Below are 14,534 nucleotides of genomic sequence, written 5' to 3' on the forward strand. Positions count from 1 at the left end.
CGGACGCGGCGAGCGACCCCGCCGACGGCCTGGCCCGCGCCGGTCGTCGGCGTTCGGCCGGTGGCCGTGTCAGTGGTGCGTGCCAGGATGGATGTGTGCCGACCACCTCATTCACCACGCCGTTCATCGGCCGCGAGGACGAACTCGCCCGCCTGACCCGAGTCCTGGACCGGGCCCGGGCCGGTGAGCCGCGTGCCGTGCTCGTCGCGGGGGACGCGGGCGTCGGCAAGACCCGGGTGCTGGCCGAGGCCGCGGGGCATGCCACCGAGTCCGGCACGACCGTCGTCACAGGTCACTGTGTCGACCTCGGTGACGTGGGCCTGCCGTACCTGCCGTTCACCGAGATCCTGGGCGTGCTCGCCGCCGACGAGCGGTTCTCCGCCGCCCTGGCCGCGCACCCGGTGGTCGACCGCCTGCTCGGCGACGGCAGCGGCGGTGCGAGAGGCGCGGGCGGACGGCTGCAGTTGTTCGAGGGCATGGCGGGTCTGCTGGCCGATCTCGCCGAGACCGCTCCGCTGCTGCTGGTCCTGGAGGACCTGCACTGGGCGGACCAGTCCTCCCGCGACCTGCTGCGCTTCCTGCTCAGCCGCGGGATCCTCCAGTCCCGGGTCCGCTCAAGAGGAGGGCACGCGGTCGCGGATGGCCCGCCCGGTCAGCGGCTCGCGGTGTTCGCCTCGTACCGCGCCGACGATCTGCACCGCAGACACCCGCTGCGCCCCCTGCTCGCCGAGCTCGTCCGGCTGCCCGTCGTCGAGCGGCTCGAACTGCGGCCTATGCCCGACGGCGAGGTGGCACGCCTCGTCCGTGCCCAGCAGGTCGCCCCTCTGCCCGATGCCACCGTCCGCCGAATCGTCGAGCGCGCCGAAGGCAACGCGTTCTACGCGGAGGAGTTGCTCGCCGCCACCTCCGAGACCATGCCCGGGGCGGCGTCCGCCGTGCCGAGCGGGCTGGCCGACGTGCTGCTCATCCGCTTCGAGCAACTCGGGGCGACCGCCCAGCAGGTGCTGCGCACGGCAGCCGTCGCGGGGCGCCGCGTCGAGCACGATCTGCTGCGTGACACCGTCCAACTGCCCGAGGAGGAGCTGGAGTCGGCCCTGCGCGAGGCCGTCGGGCGGCAACTCCTCGTCCCCGGTGACGACGACACGTACTCCTTCCGGCATGCCCTGATCCGCGAGGCCGTCTACGCCGACCTGCTGCCGGGTGAACGGGTTCGGCTGCACAGGGCGTTCGCCGGAGTGCTGGCCGGGCGCGGCCACCGGGCCGAGAGCGCGGCGGAGCGCGCCCACCACTCCCGGGAGAGCCACGACCTGGCCGACGCGCTGGCCGCGTCGTTGGAGGCCGCCGACCACGCGGGCCGCGTCCGGGCGCCCGCCGAGGAGCTGCGGCATCTGGAAGCCGCGCTCGACCTGTGGTCGGCGGTGCCGCCCGACGCGCGGCCCGAAGGCTTCGACACGGTCACCTTGACGCTGCGCGCCTCCGCGGCCGCCGCGCACGCCGGTGAGACCCACCGGGCCGTCTCGCTGACGCGGTCCGCGCTCGCGAGAGTCGGCGACGACGAGGACTCCGAACTGGCCGCCCGGGTCCGCTACACGCTCGCGGGCAACCTCATGCGCATCGACAACCTCGCGGCCGCGTTCACGTACAGCAACGAAGCGCTCGCGATGATCCCCGCCGATCCTCCGTCGCGCACCTGGGTGTGGGCCGCGGCCACGCATGTCATGGCGGCGACGTACATGGGCGAGGACGAGGCCGCCCACCGCGTGGCCCGCAAGGCCCTGCGCATCGCCGAGGAACTCGACGTGTCCGACGCGCAGGCCGATCTGCTGATCTCCCTGGTCAGCCTGGAAGGGGGCAGCCGACGTACCCCCGAGGGGCGGGCTAGGCTGCGGGACGCACGTGAGCTGGCCCGCCGCGCGGGCAACGCCTCCGTCGAGATGCGCGCGCTCTTCAACCTCTCCATCGGCTCGCACGAATCCGGTGACCTGGACGAATGCCTGACCTGGCTCACCGAGGGGCTGGAGCGGGCGGGCCGCGCCGGGCTCCTCTCGTCTCCGTACCCGGTGGAGATGCGCTATCTGCGCTCCCTGATGCTGTACACCCTGGGCCAGTGGGACGAGTGCCTCCGAGCCGCGGAGACCGAGCTCGACGGGCTGCCGACGGCGGGCAGGTACGCGATCGGGCCCGCCCTGTCCGTGGCCCTGGCGCGCGGTGACCAGCATGCCGTCGAGCGGGCCCGGGCCCTGCTCGACGGGCCGTTCGACTGGATGGCCACGCTCGTCGCGGGCCTCCTCCTGACCGACGCCGCGGTACTGCGACACGACGCGGAGGAGGCCCTCGAACAGTTCCGTACGACGCTTGCCGCTCTCATCGACGACGCCGGCACCACGCCCCATGTGGCCGTACGGCTCGCGGCCCTCGCCCTGACCGCCATCGGGGACGCGGTCGTGGAGTCCCGACGGACCGGCGACGAGGAAGGTGCCGACCGCTGGACGGAGACCGGGACGGAGTTGATGGAGCTGGCCCGGATCACGGCGAACAAGGGCGAGGACGATACGCCGCAGGGCCCCGAGGGACTGGCGTGGCTGGCACGCGCCGAGGCGGAGCGGGCGCGGGCCTGTGCCCAACCGGACGGCGGACCTGAGGGCGAACCGGACGTCGAGCGGGGCGTTGAACGGAGCGCCGAACGGAGCGTCGAGGCCTGGAAGAAGGCCGTCGTGGCGTTCGGCTACGGGGACGTCTATGAGCAGGCCCGCTGTCAACTGCGGCTGGCGGAGGCCCTGTTGGTGGCGGAGCGGCGCGACGAGGCCGCCGAGCACGCGCGGGCCGCGCGCGACACGGCCGTCCGGCTGGGCGCCGTGCCCCTGCGCGACGAGGTCGAGCAGCTGATCCGCCGGGGCCGCCTCGCGGAGACCGCGTCCACGGCCGGCCGGGCACCGATGCTGACGGCACGCGAGAACGACGTCCTGTTGCTTCTTTCGCGCGGCCGCACCAACCGCCAGATCGGCGAGGAACTGTTCATCAGCGGCAAGACGGCGAGCGTCCACGTCTCCAACATCCTCGCCAAACTGGGCGCCGCCAGCCGTACGGAGGCGGTGGCGATCGCCTACCGCGAGGGGTTGGTCGAGTCGGAGCCGTCCGCTTCGGGCTGATCGCCGAAGAGGCATCGGCACCGGCGAGGCGCCGTCTGCCGCCGGGGCGGCGCCTCGCTCACCGCCCGCCGCCGGACGCTCAGGACTCGGTCTTCTGGAGCACGGGCTCGATCGCCCGGTCCGCGGCCACCGGGCCCGGGGCCGTGTCCCCGTGGTGGTGCTTGGCCCGCTGGATCTGCTCATAGACGTGTGCGCGCAGTTCGGCGAAGCGCGTGCTGGAGCGGGTGTGCAACTGGTCGCGCTCGTCGGGGAGATCGATGGTGAGGTCCTCCTGCACGACGGTCGGGGACTTGGAGAGGATCAGGGTGCGCTGCCCCAGGTAGACGGCCTCGTCGATGTCGTGGGTGACGAACAGGACGGTGACGCCCAGGTCGCGCCACAACTGCCGGATGAGGTCCTCCAGTTCGGCACGTGTCTGCGCGTCGACCGCCGCGAACGGCTCGTCCATCAGCAGCACCTTCGGCTCGTACGCGACGGCGCGGGCGATGGCGACCCGCTGCTGCATACCGCCGGAGAGCTGCCAGGGGTAGGCCTGGTGGGCGTCGGCGAGGCCGACCACTTCGAGGGCGTGGTCCACCAACTCCCGTTCGCGCGCCTTGCCGAGCTTCTTGCGGCGCAGCGGCAGGGCGACGTTGTCGCGCACGTTCATCCAGGCGAACAGGGAGCGGCCGTACTCCTGGAAGACGACCGCCATGCCGGGCGGTGGCCCGGCGACCGGGCGGCCGTCAAGACGCACCTCGCCCCGGGTGGGGGCGAGCAGGCCCGCCATGCACTTCAGCAGCGTGGTCTTGCCGCAGCCCGACGGCCCGACCAGACACACGAGTTCGCCTTCGGCTATGTGAAAGGTGAGGTTGCGCAGCGCCTCGACGTTGCGGTGCCGACCGGTGTAGATCTTCTGCAGGTCTTGTACGTCGAGCATCGACGTCTCCTTGTCAGGCGTTGCGTCAGGGATTGCGTCGGGGGGTGCGTCAGGGATTGCGCTGCGCGCGGCGCAGACCGTGGTACCAGGCCAGGGCGCGGTTCTCGGCAAACCGGAAGAGCAGGGCCAGGAGGAAGCCGAGGATGCCGAGCAGCAGGACGCCGCTCCACATCTCGGGGATGGCGAAGGAGCGTTGGAACTGGACGATGGTGAAGCCCAGGCCGTTGCTGGCGGCGAACATCTCGCTGATGACCATGAGGATGATCCCGATCGACAGGGCCTGGCGCATGCCCGTGACGATCTGCGGGCTCGCGGCGCGCAGCACCAGATGCCGCAGGCGCGCGGCGCCGGTGATGCCGTAGGAGCGGCAGGTGTCGCCGAGCACCTCGTCCACCGCGCGAACGCCTTCGACGGTGTTGAGCAGGATCGGCCACACGCAGCCGCTGACGATGACGAGCACCTTCATGGTGTCGCCGATGCCCGCGAACAGCATGATCACCGGGACGAGCACGGGCGGCGGGATGGCCCGGAAGAGTTCGAGGACCGGTTCCAGGACGTCCCGTACGGCCCGCCGGGTGCCGACGACCAGGCCGAGCCCCACTCCGAGGGCCACGGCGAGGAGGTAGCCGGCCACGAGGCGCAGCAGGCTCGGGACCACGTCCGACAGCAGCCGTTCCGCCGTCCAGACCTTCCCGAAGCTCTCCAGGATGGTGGCCAGGGGCGGGAAGTAGAAGTCGGTGCTTCCTGCGGTGGCGAACCACCACACGGTGAAGAGGACCGCGGGCAGGCCCAGTACCAGCAGCCCGCGGCGCAGGACGGAGAGGGCGGTCATGCGGTCACCTCCGTGCGTACGGACTGGTGCCAGTGCAGTGCCCGTCGTTCGACCGCTCGTGCCGCGAGGTTGACGGCGACGCCGAGCAGGCCGGTGACCAGGACGAGGGCGTAGACCTCCGGTACGGCGCCGGACACCTGCGCGACGGCGATCTCGTGGCCGAGTCCCGGGGCGCCGATGACGAGTTCGGCGGTGATGGTGAGGATCAGCGCCACGGTGGCGGCGAGCCGTACGCCCGTCATCACGTACGGCAGCGCGGTGGGCCACAGGACGTGGCGGACCCGGCCCCAGGTGCCGAACCGATAGCTGCGGGCGGTGTCCTCGGCGACCGGGTCGACGTCCTGCATGCCGGCCAGGACCTGGACGATCACCTGCCAGAAGGAGGCGTACACCACGAGCAGCAACTTGGACCTGAGGTCGGTGCCGTAGAGCAGGACGGCGACGGGGATCAGTGCCACGGACGGGATGGGGCGCAGGAACTCGATGGTGGAGGCGGTCACCGCGCGCAGTACGGGTACGGAGCCGATGACCACTCCGGCGGCGACGCCCGCCACGACGGCGACGGCCAGCCCCAGGACCCAGCCGGTCAGGGTGTCGCCGAGCGCGGTCCAGAACGTGGGCTCGGCGAGCAGGCTCCCCAGGGTGCGGACGGTTTCCGAGGCGGGCGGCAGGTAGTCGGGCGACACCAGGCCGGTGTGCGGCAGCACTTCGAGTACCGCGACCAGTCCGGCGAGACCCGCGAGGCCGCGCAGCATCGCGACCGGGACCGGACCGCGCCGGGCGGGTGCCTCGGCCCCGCCGGGACCGGAGTCGGTCCCGGCGGGCTCCGCCAGTACAGGGGTGAGACCGGGGCTGGTCATGAGAACAGCGCGTTCAGGTCGGGCTTCTTGTCGCCGAAGATGCCGTCCTCCTCGCCGAGGACGGCCAGCTTCTCCAGGGAGGCCATGTCGATCTCCGCCGGCCAGCTGGGCAGGATGAGCTTCTCCAGCACATCGCCGCTGATCTTGGTGTAGGAGGTGAGGATCTGGCGCGCCTCGTCGGGGTGCTCGGAGGCGTAGGTCAGCGATTCGGCCATCGCCTCGCTGAACTTCTTCACGAGTTCCGGGTTCTCCTGCATCACCTTGGCCGAGGTGAAGTACGTGGCCACGGTCAGCTTCGGGTCGGTCTCGGCGAACGGGGAGGCGATGACGCGGGCACCCTGTGCCTTGGCGATCGTCGTCGCGGGCTCGCCCATCCAGGCCGCGTCCACCTGATCGCCGTCCAGGGCGGCCGGCATCTGGTCGAACGGCATCTCGACGAACTTGACCTTGGACGGGTCGCCGCCAGCCTTGCGGACCGACTCGCGGACTGTCAGGACCCCGATGTTCTGCAGGGTGTTCACCGCCACCGTCTGCCCGGCGAGGCCCTTGGGCGACTTGATCGAGCTGTCCTTCTTGACGGCGACGCCGGTGACGTCGGCCCCGAGCTTTCCGTTGCTGGCCGCGCCGTTGGCCACCGACTTGACCGGCACGCCCTTGGTCTGGGCGATCATCAGCGAGGTGGTGTTGCTGAAGCCGAACTGGAACTGGCCGCTCACCACTCCGGGGATGATCGCCGCGCCGCCCTGGGCGCTCTCCATCTTCAGCTTGATGCCCCGGCTGCTGAAGAAGCCCTTCTTGTCGCCCAGATAGAGCGGTGCGACATCGACGATCGGGATGATGCCGACCTTGACCTCCGTGGTCCCGCCTCCGCCGGAGGACGCCGAAACGCCGCTCGAAGAGGACGAGGACCCGCATCCGGCCGCGCCTACGACCATGACCACGGCTATGGCTAGCCCGAATATGCGCCTTTGCATGGGCTCCTCCTGACGGAAACACCTCTGGTGGCGTGCACACCTCACGGTGACCGCGACCGTGACCGGACAGGCCGAGCGGGTCGAGCCGGTCGAGCGGAGAACCGCGAGCTCCGGGAACGCGTCGGAAGTCGACGCCGAACCGGCTTCGGTAGCCGGCCCGGCCTCGGGCGCTCCCGGAGCCGCAGCCGCCGGACGCGCGGAGTGCCGACGACGAGACAGCGGAGCGGGGAGTAGATCCGCGGCTTCGTCACGGCCTTCCGGCCCGTCCGGACGTTGTGCACTTTCTTGACGGCCGCAATCTACACATCTATCTTCGCGTTGTCAGTACTCCGGACAAGGGAGGTTGCACAGTGGACGGCCGTACCCTCTCCCACGTGCACGACGAGGCTCCACAGGCGGCCGTGGACGTCCCCGAAGGACCGCAGCTGCGCCCGCAGTCGCTGATGTTCGCCTTCTTCGGCGGGCATGTCCTGGAGGAAGGGCCCCTGTGCGTGTACTCCGGCAGCGTCATCGACGTACTGGCCCGCGCCGGGGTCGGCGAACAGGCGGTGCGGTCCACCCTGACCCGCATGGTCAACCGCGGTCTGCTGCGACGTCAGCGGGAGGGGCGCCGGATGTACTTCGGCCTGACCCCGCAAGCGACGGAGATCCTCTGGAACGGCAGGAAACGGCTCAGGGACACCGGCGCCGTCAACGACGACTGGGACGGCACCTGGACGCTGCTGGGCTTCTCACTGCCGGAGTCCTGCCAGCGCCAGCGGCACGACCTGCGCTCCCGGCTCACCTGGTCGGGCTTCGGCCCCCTGTACAGCGGGCTGTGGATCGCGCCCGGCGACCTCGACGTGTCCGAACTCGTCTCCGAACTCGGACTCACGGCCCACGTCAAGATCTTCCACGCCACGGCCGACGAGGCCACCGACATCGGCCTGATGATCCGCGACACCTGGGACCTGGACGGCGTCGGCGCCCGGTACGCCGACTTCGACAAGCGCTGGACCGACGGGCCCAGCTCCGGGCCCAGCTCCGGTTCCGGCGATCCGCTCGGGACCCAGCTGCGCCTGACCAGCGAGTGGCTCCGGATCATCCGTACGGACCCGCGGCTGCCCGCCCGGCACCTCCCCGCCGCCTGGCCCGCCCGGTCGGCCCACGACACCTTCCACCGCATCGCGGAACAGACCGAGGAGCCCGCCCTCCGGATCGCCGCCGACCTCATGGAGACCGCACCGCTGCGGCCGTCCTGACCCGGCGAACGCCGGCGATCGCCCACGGCACCTGGCGGTGCGGCTGCGAGGTCGGGTGGATGGCGGTGTGATGGAGACAGGCCCACGCGGGGCCGGGCCGCCGTTTGTGGCACGGACGACCGGTTACACGAACGGGACGGCGCGCATCCGTACGAGAAGAGGAGGCTGGTCATGACGCCTGGCACGCATCTCGCCCTGACGCTCACCCTCAGCGGCGGCACGGCCGCCGACGCGCGGGCGGTCGTCCACACCCTCGAATCCGCCTTCGGAGCGGCGGAGGACCTGCCCGGGGACGGAGGCGCCACGGTCCACACAGCGGCGTTCGACAACGACGTGCCGGTCGGTGCCGGTGTCACGCCACCGGCCGCACCACGGCTCTCCGCCCCCGTGACCGTCACCCTGCAAGGCAGCCCGGAGGCGGTGCGCCGGGCCGACGAGACCTTGACCGCCGTGTTCACCGTGCGCGAGGAGGGGATGGTCTCCGGCGACCAGGAACAGGAATGGCAACTGCGGCTGGAGCCGTAGCCGCCGCTGGACCACTCGTCCGCTCGTCCACCCGTCCGCTCGCCCACTGAGCCGTAGAGCCGCCCGGCCCTTGAGCGGTACGCCCGCACACCGAGCCGTGGCCCTCACCTGCCGAGGCGCAGCGCCCGCATCTGCTCGTCGAGCGGGCACAGCCCGACGTCCTCGCGCCGCTCGTCGAGCGTCCGGGGCTGACGGACCGGATACGGGCACAAGGTCGCGGGGTCGACCCGGGTCCCGTAGAACTGCGGCTGGCCGAGTTCGACGGCGCAGTGGTCGGCGATGTACGCGTGGTGCGGCGCGGGACAGCGTCCGTCCGCCGTGGCCTGGGCGATCAGGTCGCGGCACGCGAGCTGGAAGTCGAGGTCCGGAGCGTGCAGGAGGATCATCAGCGCAGCCGTCGAGGCGGGCGCGCCGACGAGGTCGGCGGTCGGCCAGGCATGTCGCTCGACGATGGTCTTCAGCGCTTCGGCGTTGCCCTTTCGGCACTCGGCGACACGGCGACGCGCGACCTGCGGGGGACTGCGGTGCGCCTCCCTCGTCACTCGCTGGTCCTCGTCCGCTCTGCGGACCAGTTCGCGGGCGAGGGCGGCCGCGAGCGCCGGGACCACGACCGGACGCCCTTCCCGCACCTCGTCCAGCTCGTCGCGCATCTCGTCGTGCGTGCGCCCCGCGCCGCCCTCCCCCGCCGTGTCATGCGTGCGCCCCGCGTGCGCGTCCCGGCCCGGGTCCGCCGGGGCAGGCCCCAGGGCAGGCGGGTCACCCGGCTCACCCACCTGCCCCGTACGCCCCGCACGCCCTTCCTGCCCCGGAGTGGGGACGACCCCCGTACGCCCCTCCCGCGCCGTGGCGTGCGCGACGTGACCCGGCGTGCCGGAACCGCTCATGACACCCCCTGAATTTCCAATGAGAACCACACCCGCTTCCCCGTTTCTCCCGGCGCGGGTGGTGCGATGCCCCAGTCGTCGACCAGCGCGGCCACGATGGCGAGCCCGCGTCCGGACTCCTCGGCGACGTCCGCCGTGCGGTGGCGCGGCAGGTCGGGCGAGCGGTCGGCGACCGTCACCCGCACTTCGTGGTCCGTGCACTCGACGGTGACGGTGACCATGTCACCGGCGTCGGGGCTGCCGTACTTGACGGCGTTGGCGAACAGTTCGTCCGTGGCCAGGACGGCGTTGTCGAGCCGCTCGGCCGGCAGACGCAGGTACGACAGCTGTTCGGCGACCGTGCGCCGCACGCCCGAAGCGCGCGACGCCTGCGCGGGGACCACGATGCGAAGGAGCCGGGGCCCGCTCACGGCGAGGGGGGCGGCCGGAGCCGCGGGCCCGACCGGAACGGTCTGGGCCGCCTCACCGGCCCAGGGCCCGCCGACGGGGGCGTCCTGGTCCACGCCGTGCGTCAGCGACGGCGACGGCCGACGGCGGTGCGCCCTGGATGCCGTCATCGTGCCTCCTTCATGTGCAGCACGGGTGGGGGACGGTCTCGGTGGCTGCTCGTGCAGCCAACCGGCCGGAGCGGCGGGAGACCAGGGGGTGCGGGGGTTGTCCGGTTGCGGGCGCGTAGTGGTTTGGCATGTATGTTCGATCGCGTGAGCAATGTGGGCGAAGGCCGGGCGGTCGACAGCGGGCAGGGTGCCCGCGGCTGGCCCGGCGTGAGCGGCAAGCGGGTGCTGGTCACCGGCGGCACCCGCGGGCTCGGCGAGCAGATCGTGCGACTGCTGGCCGCCGAGGGCGCCCGGGTGGCGACGTGCGCGCGTACGGCACGGGACCTGAAGGCGCTGAGAGGGACGCTGAGCTTGGATGCCGTGGCGCCCGACCGGCTGTTCACCCGAGCTCTCGATGTCACCGAACCGAAGCGGCTGGAAGCCTTTGTCGCCGCCACGGCGAAACGTTTCGGCGGCCTGGATGGGGTGGTGGCCTGTGCGGGCGGTTCTCGTGGGCGCGGCCTCGAAGGGTCGGACGCGGAGGACTGGGCCGCGACCTGGGAACTGAACGTCGGACACACCGCGCGGCTGGTACGGGCCGCCGTCCCCCATCTGCGGACGGCGGGCGGTGGCTCGGTCGTGGTCATCTCGTCGATCTCGGGCTGGAAGCCGGGCCCGAACGCGCAGTACGGAACCGCGAAGTCCGCGCAGATCCATCTGGCCGCCTCCCTGGCCCGCGAGCTCGGCCCGGACGGGATCCGGGTGAACGCCGTCTCGCCGGGATCGATGCTCATCCCGGGCCGCCGCTGGGACCGGATGCGCAGAGAAGAACCCGATGCCTTCGCCGCGTTCACGGCGGCCGAACTGCCGGGCGGGGAGCCGGTCGCGCCGCAGGAGGTGGCGCGCGTGGTGGCATTCCTGCTGTCGGACTGGTCGAGCGGCATCTCCGGGGCCAATCTGCCCGTGGACCGCGCCCAGAACGCGCCCTCCCCCGACGGCTACTGAGCCGCCGGACGGGCCGGTCGCGCCTGGGCCGATGGTCATGCCACCGCCCCCAGCACCGGTCGGGACCTGCGCTCGAACTCCTGGACCAGCGGCTCGTGGCGGCGGGACTCCAGCCTCCTGCGGAAGTCGCGCAGGGCCTGGATGGACCGCTCGCTGTGCATCGCGCTGAGGGTGTCGAGCGCCTCGGTCGCCGTGCCGATGGCCTCGTCGAGGCGGTTCTGCTGGAGGTGCGCGGTCGCCAGTACGGAACGGCTGATGGCCTGGCGCCTGCGCCGGTCGGCGTTGGCGTCGACGGACTCACCGGCGGTGCGCTCCGCCTGCGCGGCGAGGCCGAGGTCGCGGAAGCACAGGGCGGACTCGGCCTGCAGATAGTGGTGGTCGAGGAAGCTCACCCACGCGGACTCCTGCGCGGCTCCCCGGCTCGCGTCCAGTTGCTGTTCCGCGAGCTTCAGGGCCTCGGCCGTCTCGCCGGAGCGGCCCCGTGCCGCGTGTCCGCGCGCCGACATGGCGTACAGGCGCATCAGGCCGAGCGGGCTGCCCGAGTCCTTCGCGGTCGCGATGCCCGCCCTGGCCAGTGCCACGCCCTCGTCCGGGCGGCCGAGGCTGGTGGCGAGGTGGGAGAGACCGGCCAGGATCTGGCCGCCCAGCACGCGGTCGCGGCCCTCGGCGCAGAGCCGCAGCGCCTGGGTCATATAGCGCTGTGCGAGTCCGTACTCCCCCGCGTCGTACGAACTCCAGCCGGCCATCGCGGCGAGGCGGGCGGCCGCGGCGTACAGCAGTCGCTGCTGGTGCGGGGGGGTGCCTCGGCGCTGGAGCAGGGGCACGACCTCGGTGCACAGGTAGTGCACGATGCTGGTGCGCACTCCCCCGCCGCCGAAGTGGTTGTCCATCTGGTCGAACATGCCGATCATGGCGTGCACCTGCTCGACGGGCCCGCCGTCGGTGACCGGCGCGAGCCGAGCGGCGTCGTTGTTCCCGGCGTGCTCCACCATCCAGAGCAGCCACTCGCGCTGAGGGTTCGTCAGGGCGCCCGCGACGAAGGGGACCGCGCCGAGGAGGCTGCGGCGGGAGATGTCGGTGGAACCCAGTTCGGCCAAGGTGTGCAAGGTGTCTGCCAGGTCTTCGCGGTACACAAGTGCCCTGCCGGCGACCGGGCGTTGCTGGTCGGGGGGCAGGAAGCCGAGGTCCGTGGGCGAGACGGCGTGGCCGAGTCGCTCGGACAGCACGGCGGCGATCAACTCCGGCGTGTTTGCCCGGGGTTGCTGGCCGTTCAGCCAGCGGGTGACCGACGCCTTGTCGTAGTTCGAGTCCGCACCCTGTCTGCGCCCCAGTTCGTTGACCCGCAGGGCGAGCGAGGCGTAGGAGCAGCCGGCGTCTCTGAGGGCGGCCGCCAGTGCCTTGTTGGCCCCGGCGGGCCCCTTGCTCGGGCTCCTCGATTGTCCGTCGGTCACGCTGGCCATCCAGGTCTCGCATCGCGGTGCTGCGGTCCGCCCTTCCTGCCAGGGCGTCAACTCCACGGCGGCGGTGCGCTGTTGTGCGCCGTAGCCGCCGGACTGTGCGGCAGGTCACTCGGTCACTATGATGGCCGACACGCACAACCCGCAACAAGCGTTCTGATAATTTCAGAACGATCCGCATCGCTCTGTCTGTGCCGCCGACGCCGTGGCACACTGCACGCTGTGACGGCCGTTCCGGGAGGTAGGACGTGAGCGACAACCGCTCGGGCGGCAGCGCACCGACCGTCCTGCGGATGGTTCTCGGCAAGCGGCTCCGACATCTGCGGGAACAGGCCGGAGTCTCCTTCGAGGACGCGGCGCGGGCCATCGAGGTCACTCCTCTGACGGTCCGCCGGATCGAAAAGGCCGAGGTCGGCCTCCGTATCCCCTACGTCAGGGAGTTGCTGCACACCTACGGAGTTCCGGACTCCGAGATAGACGACTTCCTCGCCATGGCCAGGGAGGCAAACCAGCCCGGCTGGTGGTACTCGTACCGTGACGTGCTGCCGGAGTGGTTCAGCGCCTACGTGAGCCTGGAGAGCGAAGCCAGCGTCATCCGTCTCTACGAACCCCACTACGTCCCGGGCCTGTTACAGACGCACGACTACGCGGCAGCGCTCATGCACATCGGCTTTCCGAACGAGACGAAGGAGGACATCGACCGCCGCGTCGCCCTGCGCCTCAAGCGCCAGGACCTGCTCGCGAAATCCAGCGCGCCTGCCGTCTGGGCCATCCTGGACGAGACGGTGCTGCGCCGTCCGGTGGGCGGGGCCGAGGTGATGCGGGCCCAGATCGACCGGCTGAACGAGGTCCTGGACATGCCGAAGGTCCGGATCCAGATCCTGCGCTACTCCGTGGGAGCCCACCCGGGCGCGTTCGGCCCGTTCCACCACTTCCGCTTCGGCTTCTCCGAACTTCCCGATGTCGTCTACACCGAGAGCCTCGTCGGCTCGGTCTACGTCGACCGGCCGGCCGACGTCGTGACGTACCTCGAAGTAATGGACCGGATGTCCGTGCAGGCGGAGCCGGTCACTCGGACCAGGGCCATCCTGGCTGAACTGCGTAAGGAGTTGTGAGCCATGAGTTCCATGGAGCCCACCTACAGCGGCATGCCCGCCATCGATCTGGGAACCGAGGGCTGGGAGAAGCCCTGGAGCGGCACCAACGGCGGCAGCTGCGTCGAGGCCAAGCGACTGCCCGACGGCAGCGTCGCGTTCCGCCAGTCCAAGGACCCGGACGGGCCCGCCCTGATCTACACCCGGGACGAGATGATCTCGTTCCTGGAGGGCGCGAAGTCCGGCCAGGCCGACTTCCTCGTCGCCTGACACCCGCGTCGCCCGGCACCGCGCCCAACTCCCGCGTCACGAGCCCGCGTTCGGACACCACGGCACACCCCGACGCCACCACTCGCCCGGACGCCACCGTTCGCCCGGGCCGGGCAGCGCCACTACGCCCGCACAACCGTCCACCACTACGGCCGCACAACCGGACAACCCGCACGCGCACTCCCGCCGTGCGGGTCGCCCGGCCACACTGAGCGAGTCGGTCGTCCTGGAGGGAGTGGCATGCGCACGCTCCATGAGGCCCTCGGCCGGTGCCGGACACTGGTCGTCGAGGGCCCCGACGGCATCGACCGAAGCGGACTGCTCGCCGAACTGGTCCGCAACGGATTCATGATCAGGCGCTCACGGGGCCATCTGCACCATGTGGACCCGACGCGTCCGTACCGCGAACTCCTCGCCGCGCCCGGCCGCCTGGCGGTCGACGGCGGCATCATCCACGAACTGGTCTACGGGCCACTGCGCCGCGGGCACTCCCGGGTGACCTGGATCCAGGCGCTCGACTTCGCCGAGTCCGTGGCCGAACGGGACGGCGCCCTGCTCCATGTGACGGACTCGGGACGAGAGACGGGCACGGAGAGCGCCGATGCGGCCGACGCCTACCTCCGTGCGGTCCGCACCCTCGCCCAGCACGTCCCCGTCGTCACTCTCGATATCGCCGGCCCCGGCCCGCCCCTACGCGCGTCCACCGCCACGCCTCCTCAACTGGGGCGATGCAAACGGAAGTTGACGGTAGGTTAGTGACAGACCGCGTGACGCACGGCAGGAGACCT

Annotated in this window: 14 protein-coding genes; 7 read left to right on the plus strand and 7 right to left on the minus strand. The window is 71.5% G+C overall.

Annotation, left to right across the window (positions count from 1 at the left end; translation table 11 throughout):
- Positions 1-95 precede the first annotated feature (95 nt).
- Positions 96-3,149 (plus strand): helix-turn-helix transcriptional regulator, encoded by a 3,054-nt coding sequence (locus OHA11_RS01535; protein ID WP_266491198.1) that lies wholly within the window; start codon positions 96-98, stop codon positions 3,147-3,149.
- Positions 3,150-3,228: 79 nt separating this feature from the next.
- Here OHA11_RS01535 and OHA11_RS01540 read toward each other — a convergent pair whose 3' ends face one another.
- From OHA11_RS01540 to OHA11_RS01555, 4 genes are all read right to left on the minus strand, one after another.
- A complete protein-coding gene (locus OHA11_RS01540; RefSeq protein ID WP_266491200.1) occupies positions 3,229-4,068 on the minus strand; it encodes an ABC transporter ATP-binding protein in 840 nt (279 codons plus the stop codon).
- Positions 4,069-4,117: 49 nt separating this feature from the next.
- The gene (locus OHA11_RS01545) at positions 4,118-4,900 is read right to left on the minus strand and encodes an ABC transporter permease (RefSeq protein WP_266491201.1); all 783 of its coding nucleotides are present in this window, start codon (positions 4,898-4,900) and stop codon (positions 4,118-4,120) included.
- Positions 4,897-5,655 (minus strand): ABC transporter permease, encoded by a 759-nt coding sequence (locus OHA11_RS01550; protein WP_266506864.1) that lies wholly within the window; start codon positions 5,653-5,655, stop codon positions 4,897-4,899. Before OHA11_RS01550 ends, OHA11_RS01545 begins: the two co-directional genes overlap by 4 nt.
- A 101-nt stretch (positions 5,656-5,756) precedes the next feature.
- On the minus strand, positions 5,757-6,734 hold the full coding sequence (locus tag OHA11_RS01555) for an ABC transporter substrate-binding protein (protein ID WP_266491204.1): 978 nt from the start codon (positions 6,732-6,734) through the stop codon (positions 5,757-5,759).
- 350 nt (positions 6,735-7,084) lie between these two features.
- Between OHA11_RS01555 and OHA11_RS01560 the strand changes: the two genes are divergently transcribed.
- Positions 7,085-7,975, plus strand: a complete 891-nt coding sequence (locus tag OHA11_RS01560; protein WP_266491206.1) for a PaaX family transcriptional regulator C-terminal domain-containing protein — start codon at positions 7,085-7,087, stop codon at positions 7,973-7,975.
- 171 nt (positions 7,976-8,146) lie between these two features.
- Positions 8,147-8,500 carry a hypothetical protein gene (locus OHA11_RS01565; RefSeq protein ID WP_266491208.1) on the plus strand — a complete coding sequence of 118 codons (354 nt, stop codon included), beginning with the start codon at positions 8,147-8,149 and terminating at the stop codon, positions 8,498-8,500.
- A gap of 104 nt (positions 8,501-8,604) precedes the next feature.
- On the opposite strand, the gene OHA11_RS01570 is transcribed toward OHA11_RS01565, so the two are convergent.
- A complete protein-coding gene (locus tag OHA11_RS01570) occupies positions 8,605-9,384 on the minus strand; it encodes a DUF6624 domain-containing protein (protein ID WP_323186502.1) in 780 nt (259 codons plus the stop codon).
- Positions 9,381-9,941 carry an ATP-binding protein gene (locus OHA11_RS01575; RefSeq protein WP_266491210.1) on the minus strand — a complete coding sequence of 187 codons (561 nt, stop codon included), beginning with the start codon at positions 9,939-9,941 and terminating at the stop codon, positions 9,381-9,383. Before OHA11_RS01575 ends, OHA11_RS01570 begins: the two co-directional genes overlap by 4 nt.
- Before the next feature lie 153 nt (positions 9,942-10,094).
- Between OHA11_RS01575 and OHA11_RS01580 the strand changes: the two genes are divergently transcribed.
- Entirely contained in the window at positions 10,095-10,925 is an 831-nt protein-coding gene (locus tag OHA11_RS01580) for an SDR family NAD(P)-dependent oxidoreductase (RefSeq protein WP_266506868.1), read from the plus strand.
- A 35-nt stretch (positions 10,926-10,960) separates the two neighbouring features.
- Here OHA11_RS01580 and OHA11_RS01585 read toward each other — a convergent pair whose 3' ends face one another.
- The gene (locus tag OHA11_RS01585) at positions 10,961-12,385 is read right to left on the minus strand and encodes a hypothetical protein (RefSeq protein ID WP_266491212.1); all 1,425 of its coding nucleotides are present in this window, start codon (positions 12,383-12,385) and stop codon (positions 10,961-10,963) included.
- Between the two features lie 245 nt (positions 12,386-12,630).
- Between OHA11_RS01585 and OHA11_RS01590 the strand changes: the two genes are divergently transcribed.
- The 3 genes from OHA11_RS01590 to OHA11_RS01600 all read left to right on the plus strand — a co-directional run bounded on the left by OHA11_RS01590 (position 12,631) and on the right by OHA11_RS01600 (position 14,502).
- Positions 12,631-13,497 carry a helix-turn-helix transcriptional regulator gene (locus OHA11_RS01590; protein WP_266491215.1) on the plus strand — a complete coding sequence of 289 codons (867 nt, stop codon included), beginning with the start codon at positions 12,631-12,633 and terminating at the stop codon, positions 13,495-13,497.
- 3 nt (positions 13,498-13,500) lie between these two features.
- Positions 13,501-13,746: a DUF397 domain-containing protein gene (locus tag OHA11_RS01595; RefSeq protein ID WP_266491216.1), complete on the plus strand. Its 246-nt coding sequence runs from the start codon at positions 13,501-13,503 to the stop codon at positions 13,744-13,746.
- A gap of 240 nt (positions 13,747-13,986) precedes the next feature.
- A complete protein-coding gene (locus OHA11_RS01600) occupies positions 13,987-14,502 on the plus strand; it encodes a hypothetical protein (RefSeq protein WP_266491218.1) in 516 nt (171 codons plus the stop codon).
- Positions 14,503-14,534: the final 32 nt, after the last annotated feature.

This window comes from Streptomyces sp. NBC_00878 (genome assembly GCF_026341515.1).
Taxonomy (GTDB): Bacteria; Actinomycetota; Actinomycetes; order Streptomycetales; family Streptomycetaceae; genus Streptomyces.

Bases quoted from the DNA above. Each gene is read 5' to 3' on its own strand.
- OHA11_RS01575 (WP_266491210.1), bottom strand. From the start codon at position 9,941: ATGACGGCATCCAGGGCGCACCGCCGTCGGCCGTCGCCGTCGCTGACG.
- OHA11_RS01545 (WP_266491201.1), bottom strand. From the start codon at position 4,900: ATGACCGCCCTCTCCGTCCTGCGCCGCGGGCTGCTGGTACTGGGCCTG.
- OHA11_RS01555 (WP_266491204.1), bottom strand. From the start codon at position 6,734: ATGCAAAGGCGCATATTCGGGCTAGCCATAGCCGTGGTCATGGTCGTA.
- OHA11_RS01600 (WP_266491218.1), top strand. From the start codon at position 13,987: ATGCGCACGCTCCATGAGGCCCTCGGCCGGTGCCGGACACTGGTCGTC.
- OHA11_RS01550 (WP_266506864.1), bottom strand. From the start codon at position 5,655: ATGCTGCGCGGCCTCGCGGGTCTCGCCGGACTGGTCGCGGTACTCGAA.
- OHA11_RS01540 (WP_266491200.1), bottom strand. From the start codon at position 4,068: ATGCTCGACGTACAAGACCTGCAGAAGATCTACACCGGTCGGCACCGC.
- OHA11_RS01595 (WP_266491216.1), top strand. From the start codon at position 13,501: ATGAGTTCCATGGAGCCCACCTACAGCGGCATGCCCGCCATCGATCTG.
- OHA11_RS01570 (WP_323186502.1), bottom strand. From the start codon at position 9,384: ATGAGCGGTTCCGGCACGCCGGGTCACGTCGCGCACGCCACGGCGCGG.
- OHA11_RS01565 (WP_266491208.1), top strand. From the start codon at position 8,147: ATGACGCCTGGCACGCATCTCGCCCTGACGCTCACCCTCAGCGGCGGC.
- OHA11_RS01585 (WP_266491212.1), bottom strand. From the start codon at position 12,385: ATGGCCAGCGTGACCGACGGACAATCGAGGAGCCCGAGCAAGGGGCCC.